Origin of the sequence: Mesorhizobium sp. M1A.F.Ca.ET.072.01.1.1 (genome assembly GCF_004023325.1) — a bacterium.
Lineage (GTDB): Bacteria > Pseudomonadota > Alphaproteobacteria > Rhizobiales > Rhizobiaceae > Mesorhizobium.
Genome location: NZ_RZSF01000012.1, coordinates 1 through 21,623 on the forward strand (window position 1 = coordinate 1; position 21,623 = coordinate 21,623).

Annotated in this window: 18 protein-coding genes and 1 pseudogene; 8 read left to right on the forward strand and 11 right to left on the reverse strand. The window is 59.9% G+C overall.

Annotated elements, in window-relative coordinates; genetic code table 11:
- Positions 1-831, reverse strand: an 831-nt coding sequence (locus EOA32_RS03390; RefSeq protein WP_189406882.1) for an ABC transporter substrate-binding protein, incomplete at its 3' end; no start/stop codon positions are given.
- Positions 832-1,311: 480 nt separating this feature from the next.
- On the opposite strand from EOA32_RS03390, the gene EOA32_RS03395 reads away from it, so the two are divergent.
- Positions 1,312-2,325, forward strand: coding sequence for a Gfo/Idh/MocA family oxidoreductase (locus EOA32_RS03395; protein ID WP_128370871.1), 1,014 nt, complete (start codon positions 1,312-1,314; stop codon positions 2,323-2,325).
- Positions 2,326-2,485: 160 nt separating this feature from the next.
- Here EOA32_RS03395 and alr read toward each other — a convergent pair whose 3' ends face one another.
- The 10 genes from alr to EOA32_RS03445 form a co-directional block, all read right to left on the reverse strand.
- Positions 2,486-3,676 (reverse strand): alanine racemase, encoded by a 1,191-nt coding sequence (gene alr / locus EOA32_RS03400; RefSeq protein WP_128370872.1) that lies wholly within the window; start codon positions 3,674-3,676, stop codon positions 2,486-2,488.
- A gap of 66 nt (positions 3,677-3,742) precedes the next feature.
- Positions 3,743-4,972 (reverse strand): amidohydrolase family protein, encoded by a 1,230-nt coding sequence (locus EOA32_RS03405; RefSeq protein ID WP_189406884.1) that lies wholly within the window; start codon positions 4,970-4,972, stop codon positions 3,743-3,745.
- A 33-nt stretch (positions 4,973-5,005) separates the two neighbouring features.
- Complete coding sequence (locus EOA32_RS03410; protein ID WP_128370874.1) at positions 5,006-5,755, reverse strand: SDR family oxidoreductase; 750 nt, start codon at positions 5,753-5,755, stop codon at positions 5,006-5,008.
- Positions 5,752-6,903 carry a Xaa-Pro peptidase family protein gene (locus tag EOA32_RS03415; RefSeq protein ID WP_128370875.1) on the reverse strand — a complete coding sequence of 384 codons (1,152 nt, stop codon included), beginning with the start codon at positions 6,901-6,903 and terminating at the stop codon, positions 5,752-5,754. Before EOA32_RS03415 ends, EOA32_RS03410 begins: the two co-directional genes overlap by 4 nt.
- A complete protein-coding gene (locus EOA32_RS03420) occupies positions 6,900-8,159 on the reverse strand; it encodes an acyl-CoA dehydrogenase family protein (RefSeq protein ID WP_128370876.1) in 1,260 nt (419 codons plus the stop codon). Before EOA32_RS03420 ends, EOA32_RS03415 begins: the two co-directional genes overlap by 4 nt.
- Before the next feature lie 58 nt (positions 8,160-8,217).
- The gene (locus EOA32_RS03425) at positions 8,218-8,760 is read right to left on the reverse strand and encodes a heme-binding protein (RefSeq protein WP_245499145.1); all 543 of its coding nucleotides are present in this window, start codon (positions 8,758-8,760) and stop codon (positions 8,218-8,220) included.
- Positions 8,761-8,875: 115 nt separating this feature from the next.
- Complete coding sequence (locus EOA32_RS03430) at positions 8,876-10,486, reverse strand: GMC family oxidoreductase N-terminal domain-containing protein (protein ID WP_348632184.1); 1,611 nt, start codon at positions 10,484-10,486, stop codon at positions 8,876-8,878.
- 67 nt (positions 10,487-10,553) lie between these two features.
- On the reverse strand, positions 10,554-11,438 hold the full coding sequence (locus tag EOA32_RS03435; protein WP_128370879.1) for a carbohydrate ABC transporter permease: 885 nt from the start codon (positions 11,436-11,438) through the stop codon (positions 10,554-10,556).
- Positions 11,425-12,369, reverse strand: coding sequence for a sugar ABC transporter permease (locus EOA32_RS03440; RefSeq protein ID WP_245499141.1), 945 nt, complete (start codon positions 12,367-12,369; stop codon positions 11,425-11,427). Before EOA32_RS03440 ends, EOA32_RS03435 begins: the two co-directional genes overlap by 14 nt.
- A 108-nt stretch (positions 12,370-12,477) precedes the next feature.
- Positions 12,478-13,749, reverse strand: a complete 1,272-nt coding sequence (locus EOA32_RS03445; protein WP_189406890.1) for an ABC transporter substrate-binding protein — start codon at positions 13,747-13,749, stop codon at positions 12,478-12,480.
- Positions 13,750-14,219: 470 nt separating this feature from the next.
- Between EOA32_RS03445 and EOA32_RS03450 the strand changes: the two are divergent.
- The 7 genes and pseudogenes from EOA32_RS03450 to EOA32_RS03480 all read left to right on the forward strand — a co-directional run.
- Positions 14,220-14,621: pseudogene (locus EOA32_RS03450) on the forward strand (flavin reductase family protein); the annotation flags it as partial.
- A 27-nt stretch (positions 14,622-14,648) separates the two neighbouring features.
- Entirely contained in the window at positions 14,649-16,136 is a 1,488-nt protein-coding gene (locus EOA32_RS03455; RefSeq protein ID WP_189406894.1) for a M81 family metallopeptidase, read from the forward strand.
- Positions 16,133-17,287 carry a Xaa-Pro peptidase family protein gene (locus EOA32_RS03460; RefSeq protein WP_128370883.1) on the forward strand — a complete coding sequence of 385 codons (1,155 nt, stop codon included), beginning with the start codon at positions 16,133-16,135 and terminating at the stop codon, positions 17,285-17,287. The genes EOA32_RS03455 and EOA32_RS03460 overlap by 4 nt, the downstream gene beginning before the upstream one ends.
- On the forward strand, positions 17,287-18,231 hold the full coding sequence (locus tag EOA32_RS03465; RefSeq protein ID WP_128370884.1) for a zinc-binding dehydrogenase: 945 nt from the start codon (positions 17,287-17,289) through the stop codon (positions 18,229-18,231). The genes EOA32_RS03460 and EOA32_RS03465 overlap by 1 nt, the downstream gene beginning before the upstream one ends.
- Before the next feature lie 40 nt (positions 18,232-18,271).
- Positions 18,272-19,180, forward strand: a complete 909-nt coding sequence (kdgD, locus tag EOA32_RS03470) for a 5-dehydro-4-deoxyglucarate dehydratase (protein WP_128370885.1) — start codon at positions 18,272-18,274, stop codon at positions 19,178-19,180.
- 154 nt (positions 19,181-19,334) lie between these two features.
- Positions 19,335-20,447, forward strand: coding sequence for an ABC transporter ATP-binding protein (locus EOA32_RS03475; protein WP_245499142.1), 1,113 nt, complete (start codon positions 19,335-19,337; stop codon positions 20,445-20,447).
- Between the two features lie 45 nt (positions 20,448-20,492).
- Entirely contained in the window at positions 20,493-21,551 is a 1,059-nt protein-coding gene (locus EOA32_RS03480; protein ID WP_128370886.1) for a pyridoxal-phosphate dependent enzyme, read from the forward strand.
- Positions 21,552-21,623: the final 72 nt, after the last annotated feature.

Here is a 21,623-nt window from a genome sequence, read left to right on the forward strand (position 1 = left end):
GTAACTTCCCTTGGTCCCCGGGGCGGGCACACAGCCGTAGTCGACGTTGGGCTGCAGGTTGGCAAGCGACAGCTCGCCTTTCGCCCAGTCTCCCATGATCTGCATTCCAGCTTCACCCTTGATCACCATCTGGGTCGCAAGGTTCCAGTCGCGGCCGGGATAATTGGAATCGATATATTTGTTCATCTTACGCAGCTGGTCGAAAACCTTGACCATCGTGTCGCTGCGAAGCGCGGCTTCGTCCTCATCGATGACAGCCTTACGATAGAAGTCGGCGCCGCCGATGCCAAGAACAGCATTCTCGAAGAGATCCAACTCCTGCCAGGGCTGACCTCCCAGGGCCAGCGGCGTCACGCCCTTGGCGAGAAGCTTTTCGGAAACTTCGTTGAATTCGTCCCAGGTTGTCGGCGGCTGCAGGCCGGCGGAATCGAAGACTTTCTTGTTGTACCAGAGCCAGTTCGAACGGTGCACGTTCACCGGAACCGCGACATACGAACCGTCATGAGAAATCAGAGGAACAAGTTCCGGAGCAATCACCTTGGCCCAGTCGTCCTTCTTGGCGAGGTCCGTCAGGTCGGTTAGCACACCCTCGGATGCCCAGGCCTGGACCTGCTGAGCGTGCATCTGCGCTGCGGCCGGCGCGGTATCGGATGCGATGCGGGCGCGCAGCACCTGCACCATGTTCATCCCGGTGCCACCGGCCACCGGCGAGTCGCTCCAGGTGACGCCACGCTCCTCCAGAAGTTTCTTGAGCACATTCAGTCCGGCTGCCTCGCTGCCACTGGTCCAGTAGTGCATAACCTCCACGTTCGGACCGCCCGCCAGCGCCATCGATGTCGAACCGGACAGCAACAAGGCCGTCGCAAGAACCAGATTCCGATCAAGCATTTCTCATTCCCCTTGGTGAAACTACGGTTGCGATACAAGGATGTTGGTTGCGGTTTTTTGGGCGTCTCTTTCGCCTCTTCTTGACAACACGCGCGCCGCCTTTCCCGACGCCGACACTGCCGTCGTGTGTTCAGAGTTGCCGTCTCAGGCCACCGGCTTCAGATGTCTGACTTATCGTTAGCTTTTATTACATATATGTCAATCTGAAATCAGAGAGGCCACCTAAGCCGGAGGTCAGACAGGCATTCAATACACGTAGAGAATGGAGCTAAGCCCGCATCAAATCACAGAAAAATCGGGAAATGATTGCCTTTGCCCGATCTTTTCCATTCGGCGGAACGTTGACAAATAATAATCCGGTCGGACAAATTATCGGGCAAACGAGGGTCCCGCAGCTCTGCGGGAGTGAAGGAGTACATCGCAATGAACGAGAAAGTGGTCTCTTGGGGCCTGATCGGCGCCAGCACCATCGCACGCGAGTGGATGGTCAACTCCATACGCAAGCATCCGCTGGGCAGGGTTAAAGCTATCGTCAGCAGCGAGTTGAGTCGCGCCCAAGCATTCTCGGACCAGATGGGTATTCCTGACGCCTATGACTCGATTGTGCCGATGTTAAGCGATCGAGAAATCGACGCGGTCTACATCAGCACCAAAAACGATCAGCACCTGTCGCAGGCGCTGGCCGCCATCGAAGCCGGCAAGCACGTGCTTTGTGAAAAACCGCTCGCTTTGGAGCCGAAAGACGCGCAATCGATCGTTGAGGCAGCTGAACGCAAAGGCGTCGTACTCGCTACGAACCATCATCTGCGCAACATGGAGAGCCACCGAGCGATAAAGCGGCTTCTGCGCGAGGGAGCTATAGGAAAAATCAACTCCATTCGTATCTTCCACGCAGGAGCGTTACCCCAGAGCCTAAAGACTTGGAGGCTTTTCGACAAAAGCGCGGGCGCGGGGGTTATTTACGACATCACCGTGCACAATGGAGATCTCCTTCGATTCTATCTGGACAGCAATCCCACCAGGATCACCGCGCTGGCGAGTGCATCTGGCGAAGGGGCGAACGGGATCGAGGATAGCGTCATGTCGGTATGGGAATTCCCAGGCGACATCTTGGTGCAATGCCATGACAGCTTTGTCGTCGGTCACGGCTCCCGCGGCGTCGAAGTCCATGGCTCGGCCGGCAGCATTCTTGGCATCGACGTCATGTCACAGGCCCCCGGCGGCAGCGTCGTTTTGCGAACATCCGACGGTGAGCAAGACATACCTCTTGAACTCAAGGTTACTTATGACCGCGGTGTTTCCGATTTCATGGCCGCTGTGCAAGGGAAGGGCCGGCCCTCCTCGACGGGCGAGGACGGTGTTTGGAGTGTGAAGTTGGCAAAGGCGGTGGCGCAATCGGCCGCCACAGGTCAGACCGTGTTGATCGAACAAGTGTGAAAGCCGGTTGCGCGACAATGTCGCAACTGGTCATGCGCCATACCGCCTCTCGAATGAACGAGAGCTACAAGGAAATCGCTTGGGCGGTCCAGCGCTCAATGTCGATGCATCGATCGCAGGATGCCGAGCAACTTCGCAGAGGTTTGGCGCTGCAGGTTCGCTAGGAACAAAGCCGATGTCGCCTGGTGCCGGCAACCTTGTTTGGCGGCACCTTGTGCCCAAGATAAATCCTCGGGCACGATCGGCCAAGCGAGATCAGCGCTTCGTGTTCGTTGGTCGCCATGGCCGCTGCCAGCTCACGGTACGATATGCTCGGCCCGACAATTTCTGCCACATCCCCCGGGGCTATCGTGGTCTCAGATAGTTCGGTGATGTCGACGGCGATCAGGTCCATGGACACCCGGCCCACAATAGGAGCCGACCTGCCGTCGAACGCAACGGAACCTCGATTGGACGCAACCCGACTATAGCCATTCGAATAACCGAACGCGATCACGGCAATGCGCCGATCCGTCGGCGCATGCCAGGTTGATGAATAGCCGACGGGATCGCCTGGCCGGAGGTGCCGGACCTGGACGACGGGGGCCAGGACTGTCGCGGGCTCCGACATTGGATTGTCGCCACGGGCCAGCGGATTGATGCCGAACATCGACTTTCCGGGCCGTGTGATATCGCCATAAAACGAGGGGTCCAGGAAGATACCGCACGAATTGGCGATCGAGAGCGGAGCAGCAGGCAACGGGCCAACTGCTGCCCTCATGGCCGCGACTTGTCGTTCACAAAAAGCGATGTTCATTTCATCGGCGGCCGCGAAGTGCGTCAGGTAGGCACGGACATCCAACAAATTGAGCGAGTTGACGATTTCGGGTATGCGGCCATGCGCAAATCCCAGCCGATTCATGCCGGTATCGATATGGATGAACACGCGCGGAGGCCGCATCGCCTTGTGAGCCACCGACACAGCGGCTGAAAGCTGTTCGTGATTGTTTATCACCGGCACGATCCCGGAAGCGACCGCTTCGGGCATCGTCGAACTGTTTGCACCGTCCAGCACCGAGACGACGCAATCGGGATCGAGGCGATCACGCAGCAAAAACGCGTCATCCAGGCGAGCGGTGAAAAAGATGCGCGCCCCTGCTTCTTGGACCGCAAGGGCGCTTTTCAGCATGCCGTGGCCATAGCCGTCGCCCTTCACTACGGCAGCCGTCGTTCCCCGGGTTTTGGATGCCAGAAGTCGATAATTTGCCCTGATTGCCTCCAGATCGACAATCATCACCGGGCCGCGTTGAAGGCGCAGCTTCGCTTCATCGGGAACAGACAGGGGCGCCGAAGAGGGAGGAGCAGTCTTCATGTCCTTGGGCTGATCCCCATGATGTGGCTGTTCGCCAGATCGACCTCGGGAGGCGTCGATGGCCGCTCAGATTTCACGTTTGTGGAGGCAGCCGTCCTTGATCGTGACGCGGATGCCGCTGCCGTCCTCCTGGAAGACGCCAATGTCTTCGAGCGGATTGCCGTCGACGATCAGGATATCGGCGAAGGCGCCCGGGATAAGTTCCCCAAGCTTGCCCGCGTGCCGCACGATCTCGGCATTGACGATTGTGGCCGAATGCAAGGTCTGGGCGGGCGTTTCGACCGCGGAGCGGATCTTGAACTCATGCAGTTGATAATGATGCATGACGCCTTCCAGGTCGGTACCAAACCCCAGTTTGACACCGGCGTCGCGGCAGATCTTCACCGCTTCGACGCCACGGCGCAGCATCATCTTCACCTGTTCGACGATGTGCGCGGGCGTGCCCAGTTGGTCGGCATAGAAGATGCTGGCTTCGAAGGTCGATAGTGTGGGCACGACGTAGGCGTTTTTCTCAGCCACCAGACGCGCCGTGTCCTCGTCTATCAGGTTCGCGTGCTCGATAGTGCGCACCCCAGCCTCGAGCGCGCGGCGGATAACCTCAACCCCGTAACAGTGCGCCATCACATAGGTGCCGAAATCGGCAGCCTCCTGCACGGCGACCCGTTGTTCTTCTAGTGAGAAATGCGGCGAGTAGATCGAGGATTTGCCGGAGTTGCCTCCTCCGGCCATCAACTTGATCTGATGAGCACCGGCCGCAATCTCCTCGCGCACTGCCCGGCGGACTGCATCCACGCCATCCACGACACGGCTGATGTTGCGCGTGCTGCGACAATGCGGGCAGCCTTGCTCATGTTCGGTCCGCACCCGGAAATCCCCCAGTCCGCCGGTGACCGCCAGCGCCAGCCCCGGCACGAAGAGGCGCGGACCAGGAAACAGATTAAGGCGAGTGGCATCGGCGAGTGCCGCATCCGCGCCGCCGGAATCGCGCACGGTGGTAAAACCCCGTCGCAAGTAGTCGGCAAGGATCTTCGAGGCGTGCGCCGCGACGAGATAAGGTGCTGTGTTGGCCAGCGTTACCTGGTTGTTGACATAGGCCATCGCGTGGACATGTGCATCGATAAGGCCGGGCATCACGACACGACCGCCGGCGTTAATTCTGGTCGCTCCCTGGGGCATGCCGACCGAGCCGGCAACCTCGACAATCTTTTGGCCCTCGATCCGGATCTGCTGGCCTGAACGCAACGTTGCGTCCCGCGGATCAAGCAGGCTGGCATTGGTGATGACGATATCGCTCATGGCTGTCCTATATGCGTAGCCGACCATCACCCATCAGCGGGTCGGGCCCTTTATCAACGACTCCCCGCCGTCGACGACGACCGCCTGGCCGGTCATGAAGCGTGCATCGGCCGAGAGAATGAAGCGAACGATGGCGCCAAATTCCTCGACGGTGCCCATGCGGTGCAGCGGTACAAGCTGCGGCACCTTCTGCAGGAAGGATTCCCGCCCGCCAAACATCTCCCAGGCCGGCGCGTTGAAGGGCGTGTCCACCCAGCCGGGGCAAAGCGCGTTCACCCGAATGTTATCGGGGGCATATTCCAATGCGAGTTGCCGGGTCATCGTCAGCAATGCCGACTTCGAGACGATGTATGGCAACGAACCCTTGGCCACCATGACCGATGCTGCCGATGCCGTGAAAAGCAAGCTGCCGCCTCCAGCCTCACGCAGCAGCGGAAGCGCCGCGCGTGCCAGCACGGCATTGGCGCGAACGTTCAGCGCGAAGCTGAAATCGAATGCATCCAAGTCCATACTCTCGAGCGTGCCGACATGGCAAACGCCGGCATTGTTCCATACAGCGTCGAGACCGCCGAGGATTTCGCCGGCCTCGCTCACGACGGAGGAAATACGCGCGTCGTCGCCAATGTCGATTTCGACAACCCGCTCAGCGCCCAGATCGTCCGGCGCGGCCTTCCTGTCGGCCATGACGACGCGAGCGCCGGAGGCGACAAGTGCGCGAACGCCTGCCTCGCCCATCCCGCTGGAACCGCCGACGACCAGAACGCGCTGTGCAGCTTGGCTCATCTGACGGCAATCTCCCTGGCGGTTTGAGTGAGACGGACCGGCCCGTTTTGCGTGACCAGAACCGTCTCGCTGAAGGGCATGCCTTCGGAATAGTGGATGACGTGGAAAACCATGTTCGGCTCGAGTGTCCAGGTCTCGTTGGGCATGAAGATGCGGGTATGATCGGACGTGCGGGGCACGGCGTGAAAGCCGAGCGTGTAGGCCGAAACCTGTGGGTAGGTCTTCTTCAGGCCTTCGCGAAGCATCGTCTCGCGGGCGACGCGGTCGATCTCACCTGAAATGGCGCCGGGAACCATGGCGGCGATGAATTCGTCCTGGATCTCGACGACACGCTGCGCGATCGCGCGTTGACGATCAGAGACGTATCCAATCGCCATCGGCCGGGCAATGCGCCCCGAATAGCCGCAAACCTGCGGCACAGCCTCAATGAAATAGAGCTCGCCCGCCTGCATGATCCGCTCGCCCAGCCGACCGTGCATATTGGCGACGGTGCTGCCATAGCCGAATACGGCGACACGACCGTTGTCCGCCCCCAGGCTGATTGCCTTGCGGTATGTTGCGATGGCGGGTTCGCGTTCTGATCGGCCCGCGGCGATCGCATCGGTTCCGGCCTGGAGCGCAGCGTCGGCTATCGCGCAGGCGCGGCGCAACGCCTCGATCTCGGCCGTCGACTTGATCAAGCGGTGTTCCCAGATCACCGTCCCGAAATCGATGAATCTTAGTCCGGGATTTCCCGCCTGGATGCGCTCATATCGCTCGATCGTGAGGAAATGGCTGTCCGTCTCGATGGCCAACATTTTCGCGCCGCTGTCGCGGATGAGCCCCACCAAGAGCGCGATTTCGTCCTCGTGGTCGTCATAGGTGACAAACGCGTCCACCGTGGCCTGCCGCTGGGCAACGAACCGATCGGCCGAGCGGATCAGGAGCGTCACCTCCCCCAAGGCTGAGATCAGCGCGCCTTGGTAGCGAGCACCGGAGTGGGAGTAGCCCGTCAGATAGGCCAGGTTGTCGATTTGATCGACAAGCAACAGGTCGGCGCCGCGATCAGCCATCTCCGCAAGGACACGGCCGACCCGTCGCCTAAGTTCCGCCCGGTTGAAGGGCAACACGGCCAGCGAGCTGTCAGCCTTGGCGATGCCGCCCGTCATGCTGCATCCCGGTTGAAATGGAAGCCCAGATCGGCCCAGGTCTTTCGCTCGCTCTCGGGAAGCCGACGGCCATATTTCGCTTTGGGGTGATAGTCGCGCGACAGTTCGGTCTTGGCGACGGTCTTCATGATCATGCTTTCACGCGTATGAAGCGTGGCGACGCGTGCATCGCGCATCAGCCGCGGGATGGAGCTCCACCGGAAGACCGCTCTCGTGCCGACGATTTCGAAGGCCTTGGTCGAAACCAAACCCACCGTCGTCTTGGCCATATGCAGGCCCATGAGAGTGGCGTGCGAGGCCTCCCCCCACATCTTCTGGTCGTAGAGATGTTGCGCGTACCACAGTTGCGAACGTGTCGCAGCGATCGCAGAGGCCATCTCGCCGAGCGAGTACATATTGGTGTCGTCCTGCTGCAGGAACGCTCTTGCCGCGACCGCATTGCGCACTTCCTCATAGATGCCCTGCGCCGAACCGAGCGAATGCGCGGCGTAGGCAAGTTCGAAGGTGTAGGGATGGCTCTGGTTGAAATCACCCGGCTCGCCAAGAACGTTCTTCCACGGAATGAAGACATTGGTGAACTTGGCGCCGCCCGATAGCGATGCGCGAATGCCGATCGCCTCTTCCCAGCCGGACACGAACTCGACGCCCGGATTGGGCAACTCGATCACGAAGACGCTCGCACCGACATCGGGATCATCTGTCCCGGGGGCCAAGGCCCAAAACAGAAGATACTTCGACGCCGCACCGCCGCTGGTGAATCCTTTGAAGCCGTTCGCGAGGAAACCGCCCTCGGTGGGCGTCAAATCCGAGGCGAAGGAGATCTTGCCGTCCTTGTGCGGCACCAACTGCGAGCGGCCCGGCTGGACCTCGCTGCCGACCGAGGCGACGCCCGCTCCGTTTTCGGCCACATCGGCCAGGATGCGACGCTTCTGCTCCTCATTGCCGAGCGCGGCCACCAGCCCAAAGCAGTGATACTGGTTCTGGATGATCCAGCCGGTGCTACCGCAGGCCGAGGCGAAGATCTCGACCACAGCGTGGCACACATTGCTGAAGCCGGCATCATCATTGGCATACCCGCCATATTCCTTCGGCACGCCAAGCTTCAGAAAGCCGCCGTCGATGATGTCTTGCCAGTTCTCCTGCGGCCAGCCACCAGCCTCGTCGACCTGCCTTGCGCGTTGGGCAAAGACCTCCTTGAGGGCTCTCGCCTTTTCGATCCATTGGGCGTCTTCGGGGTTTGACCTGAACGGATACATCCGATCCCTTTCCTTCCTGCCGGCCGCATTTCATATTGCATGCAGTATGCAGTTTCGCTCAGCTTCCGTCAATGGCCTTTCGATATGTTTCGATGGCGCGAATGACAAGCCGGTGGTCATCGATGGAGGCGAGGCCCGCGCAGCCAATTGCACCGACCATGGTGCTTCCCACGCAGATCGGCACCGCGCCCCCGCAAAGCACGTAGCGGCTGGGATCGAGGGCGCGCTCAGTGCCGAAGTCGGGCTCCAGCCTGGCCTGCAGCTCAAGCTGCATCGAAGCCTTGGCAAAGCGCCTTACTGTGGCGAATTTCCTTTCAATCCAATGCTGATAGTCAGCGCTGGTGCCAGGCAGCGCTGCACGGAAGCTCACCTGTTCGCCGAGGTCGACGCCGACAGCGACGCACAGCCCTTCGCCCTCCGCCAGACCGAGCAAGGTCTTACCAACGCGCAGCGCATCGGCCTGGCTGAACGACGAGAATGCATGCCTTTCCGTCTCTCTTTGAATTGCCTCGATCTGGTCTCGAATTTCGTCCATGCGTCCAATCTCCCAAGCTCTGAATTGCATACAGGCGGTTTGTTTGTCCGCGGCGCAAACGAGCATCACGCGCAAGCCTTTAGCGCCGTGATTTTTCTCACTATCCCAACGCTTTGAAGCCGTTTACGGCTTGCTATCTCAAGTTCCGGCACGCAACTGGCACAGTGCGGATCGCATGCAGTTAGGATTCGCCTAAAACCATTGCCGCGGCCTTTTCCCCAATCATGATCGTGGGAGCGTTGGTATTTCCCGAGGTCACCGCAGGCATCACCGAGGCATCGGCCACTCTCAGGCCTGCTATACCGCGCACACGCAACTCGGGGTCGACGACCGCCATATCGTCGGTCCCCATCCTGCAGGTGCCGGATGGATGGTACTCGTTCAACAGGTTGCGGCGGTTATAGGCCTGGATATCGCGGTCGGACTGGACGTGCATGCCCGGGTCGAGCTCTTCCCCGGTGAAGTCACGGAAGGCTTGCTGGGCATTGATTTCACGCGCCAGCCGCAGGCCTTCGGTCAGGACCTGGACGTCGGCCGGATCAGTGAGAAGGTTGTGCTGAATCCTTGGCGCGATGAAAGGGTCGCTTGATCTCAGCTGGAGCCGGCCCCGCGACTTCGGCCGCATAAGGCCAAACTGCAACGTGTAGGCGTTGAATGTTGCGATCTCGCCCTTGGAAGATTTCAGGTCGCGGCTCACGGGATAGAATTGGACCTGCAGGTTCGGTCGCTCCTCGGCAGGGTTGCTGCGCAGGAATGCCTGAACCGACATCGGGAAGACGGCTATCGGTCCTGAACGCCTGAAAGCGTATTCGGCCACCGCCTTGAGACCACGGACAGGATGCTTCAAGGAGTAGTATGTCAGGGGCTTCGTGCAGACGAACTGCGCAAGGCTCCCGCAATGGTCCTGAAGGTTCTCGCCCACGCCTGGAACGTCCAGGATCGGGGCGACGCCGGCAGACCGCAATTGTTCGGCGGGGCCGATTCCCGACAGCATCAGGAGATGGGGAGACATATAGGCACCGGCAGACAGTATCGTCTCAGCGGCGGCAGCCGAGTGCTCGACGCCCTTGATGGTGTAGCGCACGCCAGTGCAGCGCGGTCCTTGCAGAAGGAGGCCGACGACATGGGCATTCGTGACCACCGTCAGGTTCTTGCGGTGGCGGATCGGCCGCAAATAGCCTTGCGCGGCCGAACAGCGAACGCCGCGCTTCTTGTCGATGTTGTACTGGACCCAGTCAAACCCCTCGTGGTTTCCGGTGTTGTAGTCCTCGACCACCGGCATGCCCATCTGCCGCCCGGCCTCGAGGAAGGCTTCGAACAAAGGTGTGCGGTAGTTGCCGTAGCTGACGGTTATCGGCCCAAATGAGCCACGATCCTGGGAGGGCGGCCCTTGCCAGGTCTCCATGCGTTTGAAGTAGGGCAAGACACCGTTCCAGTCCCAGCCCGTGGCGCCTGCCCGCTGCCAGTCGTTGAAGTCCTCGGCATGTCCCCTGACAAAGATCATGCCGTTGATCGCCGACGATCCACCGAGGACCTTGCCGCGTGGAAGCTTGATGCGCCGGTTGTCAACGCCTGGCTCCGGCTCGCTCGTCAGCCGCCAATCCAAATGACCGCCCACGGTATAGTTCACGCCAATCGGTATGCGGATCAGGGGATTCCAGTCCCTCGGCCCGGCTTCCAGCAGCAGCACCTTGACTGCCGGATCGGCGCTCAGTCGGTTTGCCAGCACACAACCGGCCGATCCCGCACCGACGATGATAAAATCAAAAATTCCAGTCACGACATTTCTCACGGCAAGCAGATTTGGTGTCCGGCGGCTTCAAGTTCATGATGGTCGTTCTCGGATGATCGCGCCCGGCTCAACCCTTGACGGATCCCGCGACCAGCCCGCGCAGGAAATAACGGCCGGCAAAGACGTAGACCAAAAGGGTTGGCAGAGCGGTCAAGAACACCGCAGCCATGTTGACGTTGTATTCTTTCGTTCCGGTGGTTGACGCCACCATGTTGTAAAGCCCAACGGTTACAGGCGACGTCAGGCCGGAGGTGTAGGTGGTGGCCAAAAGATAGTCGTTCCAGATGTGGGTGAATTGCCAGATGACCGACACCACCACCGTTGGGATGGCGATGGGAAGCACGATGCGACGGAAAATCTGCAGGAACCTGGCGCCATCCATGCGGGCTGCATCGACGATCTCGTGCGGCACGGTGACGAAGAAGTTGCGAAAGAACAACGTCGTGAAGGCAATGCCATAGATCACATGGACCAGGATCAGACCCACGACGCTGTTGGCGATGCCAAGCGAACCCATCACATAGGCCAACGGGATGAGCACGATCTGCAGCGGAATGAAGACACCAAACAAGAGAAACGCGAAGACCCAATTGTGGCCCGGGAACTTGAAATGGGTGAGGGCGAAGCCGTTGACCGCGCCGATCGGGGTCGACAGCAGCACAGCCGGCACCACCATCATCACCGAGTTCACGAAATATGGTGCCAGTCCGTTGCAACTTGTTCCTATGCAGGCGCTGAACATGGCCTGGTACCATGGCTGCATCGTCGGGGCGGTGGGAAAGTCGATGATTGTGCCGACGCGCAATTCCTCCAGCGACTTCAGCGAAGTCAGCACCACGACAAGAAGCGGAAAGACATAGATGGCGGCCATGAACAGAAGCGCGCCGTAGATGATGACGCGGGTGACCCTGTGCGCCAGGCCGGTCCCCAGCACCACTTCATGCGTGCTCATCGGAAGCATTCCTGGTTGAGGTATAGAGATAGGGCACGACGATCGCCAGGATTGTCATGAAGATCATCACGGCACTCGCCGCCCCGACACCTAGCTGAGAGCGTTCGAAAGTCTGCTTGTACATGAAGGTCGCCGGCACCTGTGTGCTGTTGGCGGGCCCACCGTTGGTGAGGGCGACGACAAGGTCGAAGGTCCGCAGCGCCTGCTGGACCAGCACCACAGCAACGGTCACGAAGGTTGGGCCAAGAAGCGGGATGATTATGCGCCGATAGATCGAGGGGCCACCTGCCCCATCAAGTCGCGCGGCTTTCATCAAATCCTCGTCTATACCGCGCAACCCGGCAAGGAACAGAGCCATGACGAAGCCGGAGGCCTGCCAGACACCCGCCAGCACGACGGTGTAGAGAGCAAAGCGCGGGTTCACCAACCAGTCAAACCGAAAATCCTCCCAACCCCAATTGCGCAAGACACGTTCTATGCCAAGGCCGGGGTTGAGGATCCACTTCCACGCCGTTCCGGTGACGACGAATGAAAGTGCCATCGGGTAGAGGTAGATGAGCCGCAAGGCCCCTTCCGCTCTTATTCTCTGGTCAAGAAGTATAGCAAGAAACAGACCGACCACGGTCGTCAGCAGAATGTACAAAAATGTGAAAACAAAGATATTCTTGGCCGATTGCATCCAGATCGGGTTGGACCACAAATTGTAGTATTGCCGTAGCCCGACCCAATGGTAGTCCGGCAACATCCCTGAAGCACTGAACGATATGTAGGCCGTCCAGAGCATGAAGCCATAGACGAATATCGAGGCTATCGCGACCGAAGGCGCGAGGGCGAGCTGCGATGCGTATCTGCCGACGAACGTCCGCAAACGCCCGGTCTCCAAAGACGGTCGCACTGCCGAAATTTCGGACTTCAGCGATAGCATTTCCATGCGCTTTGCTGCCAACCGATGAGGAAGTTTTGCCCGTGGTCGATAGCCATGCCGCGGCTGGTCCCGTCAGGCGACCAGCCGCGGCACGACCGCTTGGGAGCGTGTCAATTATTCGGAGATCGTCTTCAGTCCGTTCACGAGCTGATCAACTGCAGCCTTCGAGGTCATCGAAGGCTGCTCGAAGAAGGTCGATACCACATCCATGAAAATGCCGCTCTTGGCCGGGCTCCATGCCTCGAAATGCGAAATGGCCGGGAATGCCTGGCCGTGAGAGGCTGCGTCCACTTGGGCCTTGTAGGAGGCCTGCGCACAAAAATCGAGCACGGCGGCGTCGACGTCGGTGCGTGCCGGCGTGGCCCCCTTCTTGAGGTTGAACCCGAGTTGGACCTTGGGATCGAACGTGGTCTCGGCCAACGCATCCTGCGCGGCCTCGACGGAGGCATCCTTGCTTTTGAAGAAGACGAACGCGGTGGAGACGCTGAGATAGGTCTGGGCATTGCCAGGAGGCGGCGCGCAGCCATAGTCGACGTTCGGCTTCAGATTTGCCAGCACCATCTCGCCTTTGACGTAGTCGCCAAGGACCTGCATGCCGGCCTCACCGGTCATGACCATCTTGGCGGCTATGTTCCAGTCGCGGCCCGGATAGTTCGGGTCGACATACTTGTTCATATTGCGGAATTCATCGAAGACCTTGATCATGATGTCGCTTTTCAGCGCTTCTTCGTTCTGCTCCACGATCGCCTTGCGGTAGAAGTCGGGACCGCCGACAGCTACTAGAACCGTTTCGAAAAGGGTGGCCTCCTGCCAGTTAACGCCGCCGATCGCCAACGGGATCACGCCGGCAGCTTTGAGCTTGTCGGCTACCATGTGGAACTCGTCGAGGGTGGTCGGCGGCTGGAGGCCCAGCTTGTCGAACACCTTCTTGTTGTACCAAAGCCAGTTTGTGCGCTCGACGGTGGTCGGCACGCCATAGAATGCGCCGTTGAGCTTCAGGTGAGGAATGAGGCCCTTTGACATCACCTTGTCCCAGTTGCCCCTGGTGGCGACTAGCGACAAATCGACGAGCGCGCCCTGGTCTACCCACTGCTTAACCTCGTTTGAATGCATCAGGACCGCGTTGGGCGGTGAGCCGGCCGTAACACGCGAGCGCAGTACCTGGTTGAGTGTGTCGGTTCCCGTCGCAGGCAAGTCGACCCAGCTATATCCCTTGGCCGTGAAGTCATCCTTGATGACGCCGATGGCCGCAGCCTCCGAGCCTGCCGTGAAGAAATGCAGCACCTCCAGCTTCTTTTCCTGCGCCACGCTTGCTGTCGCGGCGGTGAACAACACCGTTGCGGCCAGAAGCGCACGCACCATGTAACCCCGCTTATTTTTGGTCATTAGCATTCCCCTTTTTGCCTTGGCTTGAGTGATGCTGCGCGATGTCTCCTCAAAGTGGCGACAGCGTTCAGGCGACACTTTGTGGAGCTAGCCGCGACCTTGTCAAGCCCCATTCTTCCTCGTTCTCGAACCGGCAAGACTCGATTTTGCGCAGATGTGCGGCTTTTGGGCAGAATCGCGGCCCTTTCCTGGCAACGGTCCTCTTTTTCGCGTCTCCGCGCTGAAAAGCTATTGGCAACTTTTGGGCTTTGATCTATTGAATGCAGCATTCACTTAGGAAACGATCTGCAACCCTGCAGCTTTCAGATGAACGCGCCTATGACGAACGAGCCCTTGCAGCAGCCATCCCTGGATCCGGCCGTGTTCCGGAGCATATTTTCCGGGCTTCCAAGCGGCGTCACGGTGGTGACGACGCTCGATGAAGCGGGCTCCCCGGTCGGCATGACCGTGAGCTCGATGAAGCGGGCTCCCCGGTGGGCATGACCGTGAGCGCGGTGATGTCGGTTTCGCTCGCGCCACCCCTGTTGGCGGTATGCCCTCAGAACTCGAAGTACACACTGCAGGCAATTCGATCTCGCGGCGGCTTCGCAGTGAACTTTCTAGCAAGCAGCCAGTCTGACGTTTCCAACAAATTCGCATTCGGCAATCAGGACAAGTTTGCTGGCGTTGCCTGGAGCAGAAGCCCGCACATCGAAGCAACTGTGCTTGAAGATGTTCGTGCCTATGCCGAATGCAGCGTCTTTCGCATCATCGAGGCGGAAGATCACACGATTATCGTCGGCCGCATCTTGTCAGGCGCCGTAACTGACAATCGTCCGCTGACCTACTGCAGTCGGCGGTACGTCGACCTTGTTTACAAACTCGCCAGTTGATGGGTCGCAACGAAGGGTATGGCAAGCATGGCTCGGATCGGCATCGGCGGGATTTTTCATGAAACGAATACATTTGCTGCCCCGACGGGGCTTGCTGATTTTCAGATCCTGCGCGGGGTTGAGATCACTTCGTTCAGCCACGGCGCGCGCACCTATCTTGGTGGTCTGATTGATGAGACCGGCGCGCTCGGGTTTGATGCCGTTCCGTTGGTCTACGCTGAAGCCACACCATCCGGCACGATTCGGCGGGAGATTTATTTCGCGTTGCGCGACGAGCTGATCGAGCAGGCAGCGGCTTCGGATCTGGATGCGCTTCTTTTGTCAATTCATGGCGCGGGCGTCGTGGAGGACATTGACAGCCTCGAGGAGGACTTGTGTTCCGCGTTGCGCCAGCGTCTCGGCAACAAAGTCCCGATCGTGGCAACCTTGGATCTTCATGGAAACATCCGCCAGCGTCTGGGTGACCTTTGCTCGGCACTGTTCCCCGTGAGGCTCAACCCCCACGTCGACCAGCACGAGCGTGGAGTGGAAGCCGCCCGATGTCTTAGCGAAATTGTGCTGTCGAGAGCGGACTTCGAAACGGCTATCGAACAGGTCCCGATGCTGTTCCCTCCCGTTCCTACCAGCTTGCCGGTGTTTGTCGAGCTCGACCGTCTCTGCACTGAAATCGAAAGGCAGGAGGGCGTCGCCTGTGCCCGCATCATGCACGGCTTTCCCTATGTAGACATGCCTAACATTGGAGCATCTGTGGTTGTGGTGGCCCGCCGCGATGGAGCCAATGGAGCTCGGCGACTGGCGCAGCGGATCGCCGGCGCCCTTTGGGAGCGACGAGATCAGATCAAGGTGGACAGCCTGCAGCCTGAAGCAGCGATCCAAGAGGCAATGCGGGATGGACGCACCGTCGTCGTCAACGAGTTTTCCGACAATACCGGCGCCGGTAGTCCGGGGGATGGTACCCATCTTTTGTCGGCTCTCATCGCGGCGGGCGCACGGTCCTGCTTTTCACATATCTTCGATCCCGGCACGGTGGCGCAGGCGGCCGCTGCCGGTGTCGGCGCGCGCATCAAAGTGGCGCTAGGTGGACACACCAATGCCCTTCTCGGCCTCCCCATCAAAGCCGAGGCAGAGGTTCTCGGCCTCAACAATGGACTCTTCCGGGTAAAGAGCCCGATGGGAACCGGCGAGACGATCGACCTTGGCTTGCTGGCGACATTGCGCATCGGCGGCGTTGACGTCGTCGTGTCCAGTGGGCGCCGCCAGACACTTGATGACGGCCCCTTCATCAAGGCCGGAGTCGATGTCGCTCAATTTCCAATCCTGGCGCTAAAATCGAGCCAGCATTTCAAGGCCTGGTTCGAGCCGCGCTTCGCCCGCATCGTCACCGCAGACCCACCGGGGCTCTCGCCCGTCGACGTGAGCAAGTTGCATCGGCATCGTTTGCAACGGCCAATGTGGCCCCTCAGTGCGGATGTTGACTATCGAGCTGAGCCTCAAGCTAGACAGGAGCCCGTATGAACAATCAGGCGGCCGGGGCGGCCCATCCGACGCGTGGACACCTGGATTTTGATCAGGCTGAGTATCAGGCTCGCATTCGCGCTGTTAAGTCCGTGTTGGAACTACGCGGGGCAGAGATGCTCCTAGTCGACCAGATCGATCATCTGGCCTACCTTTTCGGCTATCTTGCGACCGCGGCCCGCTACCAGGCTGCCCTGATTCCCGTGAAGGGAGAGCCCTGGCTGATCGTTCGGGAACTCGATCTTGGCACCTTTCTCGACCAGTCCTGGTCCAGGTCCTACGAGACATTCGCCGACGACGAGGATTCCCACGCTCGGGTTACCAGGGCCATCGCTCGAATGGCCCCAAAAAACTTGGCGATAGAGAAAGACAGCAACATCTTGACGATCGCGCGGCTGAATCAGATCCGTGCCGGCAATCCCGGCATGGAGATAGTCGACTTCTCAGGCGTGATCTGGAAACACCGACTGATCAAGTCGCCCGTCGAATTGGCATATATCCGCCGCGCAGCCGAGATCGCCGACCACATTGTGACCGCCGGCGCCGGTGCGATCAAAGCGGGAGTGAGCGACCGCGACAGCCTTGCCGCTATGTATGAGGCCTCCATCCGTCACGGGGCGGACAATACCCGGGCCGCCATCTTGGGGCGCCTGACCGGAGTGGACGCCTTGATTGGTGGCGTGACGGGAGCGCAGTGGGCGCAAGGCGAACGGGTGTTTGTGGAGGCCACGCCACAATATCGTGGCTATGGCGCACGCCTGGTTCGGCCAGTACGCGTTGGCGGGACAACCATGGTAGACGCGGAACTCGCCCGGCAGATGGTCGCGATTCAGGACCGACAGATTGCCGCGATGGTTCCAGGCGCCAAGGGGGGCGACGTCGACGCCATCTGCCGCGACGAGGTGCTGCACCAAGGGCTGAAGGCGGTCTTTACCCAGATCACGGGCTATACGCTTGGTTATCAGGCTGTGCCCCGCGTCAGCGACCACACCCGGATCATGGCGCCGGGCCAAACCTGGTCGTTCGAGCCCAACATGGTCTTTCATGTCGTCCTGCATACGCCGCAGTTAGCCTTCAGCGAGACAGTCGTTGTGACCGAAACCGGCCCCGAGCGCCTCTCCCGACTACCCCGGGCCATCCTGTCGGAGTGATGGCGCTCATGCTCGCCCATGAAGCTACCCCAGCCGGGTTGAGATTGTCGGAACGAAACCGTCCTAGTCCGGGTCCGGTCGAGGTTGCCATCGATGTTGGCGCAATCGCCCTCAATCGCGGTGAATCGCGTCGCGCGGTCCATGGGCAATTTACCGAAGGCTTTGTGCCAGGGTGGGATACGGCAGGCGTGATCAGCCAGGCCGGAGTTGGGGCAGAGGCACTGCCGATTGGAACGCCTGTCGTTGCACGTGCTCTTGCCGGCGGCTGGGCGCAATGTCGCATTGCCGATTGCAGGGATGTCGCCGTCATTCCCGCGAACGTCGATATCGGTCGTGCCGTAACGCTGGCCACTGCTGCGACCGCTCTGGCCGTTCTCACGCGCGGCGGCCCCCTCTTGGGGCGAACAGTAGTGATCGCTGGCGCATCAGGCAGCGTCGGACAGTTTGCGATTCAACTGGCCCGCTTGGGAGGCGCCAGGGTCAGCGCCGTAACGCGCGCTGAAGTCGATCGCGAGCTTCTTGTCTCGCTAGGCGCTCACGATGTTTTCACCGACCTTGGCGACGTCAAGCGCGCAGATCTCGTCATCGAAACCTTGGGCGGCCCGTCCCTCGTGCAGGCAGCGGGCCTGCTCAATGCTGGCGGCAGTTTGCAGTCCCTCGGCTGGAGCGCAGGTCAAGACGCGGTCTTCGCCAATTTCGACCATCTGATGAGGACCGGGGGCACCATTCAGGGTTTCGCCATCGGCGAACACCGTGTCGGGGTGCTGCTCACACAATTGGTAGGACTTCTGCAGCACGGCGCGCTTAAGACGTCCATCCAGATGCGTCAACCATGGGAGACCTTGCCTGCTGCTGCCGCGGCCGTTTTGCAGCCCGGGTTCCACGGCAAGGCCGTGCTCGACGTGACCGGGTTCCAAAATGCAGCGCAATGGCCGCTCCCCTGACCACCTTCATCGAACGCGCGCCAAATAAAAGAGGAATGCAATGACGCCAACCGATATCAAAGCTGCTCTGGGATCAGGTCTGCTGTCTTTTCCAGTAACGCACTTCGACGCTAACGGCCGGTTCGCTCCCGAAAGCTACAAATCGCATGTTTCCTGGCTCTCGAGCTTTAAGGCGCCAGTGCTTTTCGCAGCAGGCGGCACCGGCGAGTTCTTCTCGTTGACGCCTGACGAGCTCCCCAAGGTCGTCCAAGCAGCCAAGGAGGCAGCGGGCGACACCGCCATCGTTTCAGGATGCGGCTATGGGACGGAGATCGCCGTCACCATCGCCAAGGCCGCGCAGAAGGCGGGCGCGGATGGAATCCTGCTATTGCCGCACTACCTGATCGATGCACCGCAGCAAGGACTGTACGAGCACGTTCGCAGGGTCTGTCAGTCGATCGATATCGGTGTCATGGTCTATAACCGTGACAACTCCGTTATCCAGGCCGACACGCTGGCGCGGCTTTGCGATGCGTGTCCCAACCTAATCGGCTTCAAGGACGGCACCGGCGATATCGGCGCAATCCGGCAGATCACGGCAAAGCTGGGGAACCGGCTCACTTACCTCGGTGGGATGCCCACGGCAGAGCTTTTTGCGGAAGCCTATCTTGGCGCGGGCTTCACGACATACTCGTCGGCGGTGTTCAATTTCGTTCCGACCCTCGCGCAAGAGTTCTACCGGGCCCTTCGAGCCGGCGAACGCGCCCGCTGCGAAGCCCTGCTCAACGACTTCTTCTATCCGTTCATGGCAATCCGCAATCGCGCAAAGGGCTACGCGGTTGCGGCTATCAAGGCCGGGGTCCGGTTGAAAGGTTTTGATGCAGGCGCGGTTCGCCCGCCACTGACGGACTTGTCCGCCGAAGAGCAGGACATGCTGGCATTGCTCATCGCCAGACAGACCCTGCAGTAGCGACACGGCAAAGGAGACGTCGCCAGCAACGATCCACGGCTGGCGCCGTCCCTGCGAATGTCGACGTATTGCAGCCCGTAGAAGGAATGGCGCTCGCCTGAGGGCCGCTGCCCTGCTTCAGGCTGAAGCCCGGCGTTCTCGTACGATCATCGTTATGGCCCAACTCAAGGAACGGCCGATGTCTTCGCTCACTCTCGACAAGGTAAACAAGCACTATGGCGCTCAGTTGCATGTCCTGCGGGACATCAACATCGAGGTAGCCTCCGGCGAGTTTCTGGTCCTGCTCGGACCGTCAGGCTGCGGCAAGTCGACTTTGCTGCATGCAATCGCTGGACTCCATAGAATCAACTCCGGCGAGATCAGGCTTGGCTCTCGCGTCCTCAATGACGTGCCGTGTCAGAGCCGTGACATCGCGATGGTGTTTCAGTCCTACGCGCTCTATCCGTCGATGACGGTGCGCCAGAACATCGCCTTCCCCTTGGAAATGCGAAAGATGCCTAGGTCCGGGCGGGACAAGGCCGTCGAGGATGTCGGCCGCCTTTTGCAGCTCGGGCACCTGCTTGATCGAAAGCCTGGTCAACTGTCGGGCGGTCAGCGCCAGCGCGTTGCCATAGGGCGTGCTTTGGTACGAGAACCGGCGCTCTTCCTCTTCGACGAGCCCTTGTCGAACCTCGATGCACTGCTGAGGGTGGAAATGCGCACCGAATTGAAAAAGCTGCACCAGCGCATGGGTCGAACCACTGTCTATGTAACGCACGACCAGATCGAGGCGATGACGCTGGCCACTCGGATTGCCATACTTGATAAAGGGGCTGTGCAGCAGCTTGGCACTCCCAGCGAGGTTTACAACAAACCCACAAACCTTTTCGTTGCCAACTTTATTGGAAGTCCAAAGATCAACCTGATACCAGCTGTGATGCGCGGCGGATGGCTTCTGCTCGACGGCGCCAATTCCCAGCTTCCCGTTCCCGAAGAGTTTCGAGTTGCAGCAAAGGGCCAAGAACGTCAGGTGACCATCGGTTTCCGGCCAGAGCACATTGCACTCGCGGTGGGTGACGTCGGGAACGCAGAGGTGGACATAGAAGTCGATGTCACTCTGATCGAGCCTACCGGTGCCCATGATGTTGTGATCTTCCACTATGGTGGCGTCGAGCAGTCAGCACTGCTCAGCGCAGGCTCGATATCGCAACCTGGTCCGACGCGCCTTCGCATTGATGCATCGCGCTTGAGCCTTTTTGACCGCGCAACCGGAGTTCGGCTTTCATAACCAGCTGAAAGCCGCTGATTTTCTTTTTCGATTGGGCTTCAACCGATGCCGCATCCCATCTCACCTGTTTCAAGAGCCGATATCGCCCAAGCGCTTGCGCAACTGCCGCGCGCCAGCCTCGCGCATCTCCCCACACCTCTTGATCCGTGCCCCAGACTGACGGCCGAACTGGGCGGCCCGAAAATCTGGTTCAAGCGCGACGACTGCACGGGCCTGGCCTTTGGCGGTAACAAGGTCCGTCAGCACGAATACATTCTGGGCGATGCGCTGAGCCGCGGCGTTGACGTCGTGATCCAGGGGGCAGCCTCACAATCGAACCAATCGCGCCAATTGGCTGCCGCCGCGGCCCGACTTGGAATTGAATGCGTCTTGATGCCGCGAAAGGACGCGCAATTCGAGCATGTGCAGGGCAATCAATTGATCGCCCGTCGGTTCGGAGCAACGATTATCCCGATCGAAGCCAGCGTGTCGACAAAGCAGGCTAAGCAGGACATGGCCGCACGGCTTGAGGCCAGCGGCCGCAGGCCGATGATCCTTGGCATGGGTGCCGAGCGCGCACTGACCCTTGCGGCTGTCGCATACATCGGAGCCTATCTTGAACTCGTGGAGCAGTTCGAAACTCTGGGCGAACCTCTACCCACCCACATTTACGTCACTTCTCAAGTCAGTACCCAGGCTGGCCTTCAGGCCGGAGCCGAATTGCTGGGTCATGGTGTAAAGATCTGCGGCATCAATCCGATGGATGCACGTAACGAGGCCTACGAGACTCCTGGTGAAATCGCCAAGAGATGCCGCGCGGCTGCCGAACTCCTCGGCTTCAAACTGGACCTCGGAGCCGAGCGCATAAGAAACTCTACAGAATTCGTCGGAGAAGACTACGGCAAACCCGCGGCAGCGGCGCAGGAGGCTGCCGCGTTGCTTGCCCGAACCGAGAGTGTTCTCGTCGACCCGGTCTATTCGGCAAAGGGCTTTTCAGGTCTGGTTGGCGACATTCAAAGCGGGCGCCTCAACGAAACTGACCGGGCCGTTTTCTTGCACACAGGCGGATTGCCGGCAATATTTTCGTATGCTTCGAGTTATCACGATATTGGGCACGGTGAGTAGAGCTGAACTCACGTACTGATAGCGCGCCCCGAACAACCGGGCCGTTGCCAAGCCGTGGCGGGATCGGCGGAA